Source organism: Tidjanibacter massiliensis, from assembly GCF_900104605.1.
Lineage (GTDB): Bacteria > Bacteroidota > Bacteroidia > Bacteroidales > Rikenellaceae > Tidjanibacter > Tidjanibacter inops.
Genome location: NZ_LT629957.1, coordinates 1 through 2,195, shown reverse-complemented (window position 1 = coordinate 2,195; position 2,195 = coordinate 1). Strand labels below are relative to the sequence as shown.

At 36.4% G+C, this 2,195-nt stretch carries 3 protein-coding genes; all 3 read right to left on the bottom strand.

Translation table 11 applies throughout. From position 1 onward, the window contains the following. Positions 1 to 364, bottom strand: a 364-nt coding sequence (locus tag BQ5361_RS10240; protein ID WP_257587905.1) for a cysteine peptidase family C39 domain-containing protein, incomplete at its 3' end; no start/stop codon positions are given. 38 nt (positions 365 to 402) lie between these two features. After that, complete coding sequence (locus BQ5361_RS10235; protein WP_074021950.1) at positions 403 to 1,719, bottom strand: radical SAM/SPASM domain-containing protein; 1,317 nt, start codon at positions 1,717 to 1,719, stop codon at positions 403 to 405. Positions 1,720 to 1,782: 63 nt separating this feature from the next. Continuing rightward, a complete protein-coding gene (locus BQ5361_RS10440) occupies positions 1,783 to 2,073 on the bottom strand; it encodes a hypothetical protein (protein WP_143047436.1) in 291 nt (96 codons plus the stop codon). Between the last annotated feature and the right edge of the window lie 122 nt (positions 2,074 to 2,195).

Genomic DNA, 2,195 nt, shown 5'->3' with positions numbered 1-2,195 from the left:
GAAATTGTCGTTCGCTATATTTGAGTAATCCTACGGCCGGATCGGAAACATAGACCCACCACTGCCCGCGTTTCTTCTCGATTTTATAGACGACCACGAAATGTCGCTGGTTCCAATGTACGATGCAGGGAAAATTGGCTTCGTCGCGCAATTGCTGCCAGGTGAGTTTTACACCGACCGACCTCAAACCGATACCCTCGGCAGCATCGCTGATACCCAACAGCGAAACGCCCTCCCGCGTGATATGGCAGCGATCACGAAGGTTTTGCAGGGAATAATGCCGACCGTAAAATGCAGCGATAATTCGCAGGCACGTCGGGCCGCAGTCCATCGAATCGAGTTGAATATAGTTGGGGAAAGACATAGGCTCAATACATCTGTAATATTATGCAATAATTTTAATTACACACTTTTCGATGTCGGATGTAATTTATTATACTCCGTTTTAAGTTCATAGATAGCTTTAATACGTGTTCGTATTTTATCAAACTTATCAATTTCAGGCATTAAAAGCAAACACTTTGAATTATTAAGTTCCAGCCGCTTCTGTGTACAAATGGCACAAATAGGATACATAACGCACTCCATACATTCCGGATTTGAAAACCGACTTTCCATACGTTTATAATAGCGTTCATTGTGCTCTATAGTCCCGTCTTTACAAAGATAACCCTCTTTATTTTCAGGGCTAAATTCTCTCGCAGTACATTGGTATATATCTCCATTATAATTGATTACAAACGAATTTTGTTTGTCCGCGTAACATCTCCCACTAATCAGAGTATGATTGTAACAATTACCCCCAATACTTCTTACTTTTTCTTCTAACTGATCGATTATAGCTCCAGTTCTTTTATCTTCAATATCTTGCCAAACTCTATGGAACGACACTCTAATTTTTGTTTTATTTTGTTGCAATAACGGCATAATATCGTCTGTAAATTTCTCGAAAGATGAGGCTGACTTAGAAGTATAATTACACCTAACAACTATGGATATCCCTTTACTCACTGCGTAATTTAAGTTTTTCAGTACAATATCGTATGTCCCCTCTCCATTACGCATTTTTTTTATACTATTATGGGTTGCTCTATCACCATCAAAAGGTATTTGCATTGAAACATCCAATTTCGTATTCGACAAAAAATCAACAATTTTCGAATCTAACAATACGGCATTAGTTGTAAATCCTAAAGACAAGTTAATGTCATGTTTTCGACATATTTCGATACTATACTCAATTAGAGGCTTTACGCAATTTTGGAATCCTAACAGGGGCTCTCCACCAAAAAAACTTAATGTCAAATACTTTGTTTTATGATTGCTACAAATTCGTAATAATAAGTTTTTAATCCGGTCCAATATTTCAGAAGACATATTAGTATTGGCCAAATGTTTTTCATAACAATACCAACACCTTAAATTGCAATCCATAGTCGGATTTATTGTTATCCGATAAGATTTATCAGAGTCATCTTGTTGTACTATACTATCAATTAATTCTTTGACTTCATCTTTATCATCAGGGATAATAAATTTATCATCACATAATTTTTTGAATAGGGACGGATGAATGTCTTTCAAAGAATCAAAGTCTGAATGTTTGTTAAGCAAATCAATAATATCTTGATTGCATATCAATAACTTATCGTACAATGTATTATATATGATGTATTCGCCGCCATTACGAATAACTGTGGTATATTTACTTGATTTCATGGTTAAGCAATTTTAGGTCAAAACCGGGGTACTACAAAGAGTACCCCAGAAAATAATTAATTGTTATCCTATCGGACCGATACTTGTGCATGGAAAGTTTCCGGGTAATTTTCCGCCAGAATCACCACCACAGGAACAAATTCTGCAATTGTCATTTTCACATCTTTCTTTGTTTTTCGAGTCCTCCGGGCAGTCATAATTAGTACAATCTTTTCCATTGACAAGCCCTGCACGTGCTAATTCATCAGGCAATTCTACAGATGCAAAACCTCCCATTAATTGCCCCTCCTCGTTCTTCGACAAAGGCTCGACTTTCTCTTGAAAAGTCATAAATCTTTTTTCTTCCATAATCATTAGTGTCCCGTTAAAATCGGGACAAATTAATATTAATCAAACAATCCCGGAAAAAGGGAAGAATTGAGTTCTTTGACATCGTTGAAATTAGTCTTCTCAAACAGTTCTTTAAGGCATGTTTT

Bases quoted from the DNA above. Each gene is read 5' to 3' on its own strand.
- BQ5361_RS10235 (WP_074021950.1), bottom strand. From the start codon at position 1,719: ATGAAATCAAGTAAATATACCACAGTTATTCGTAATGGCGGCGAATAC.
- BQ5361_RS10440 (WP_143047436.1), bottom strand. From the start codon at position 2,073: ATGATTATGGAAGAAAAAAGATTTATGACTTTTCAAGAGAAAGTCGAG.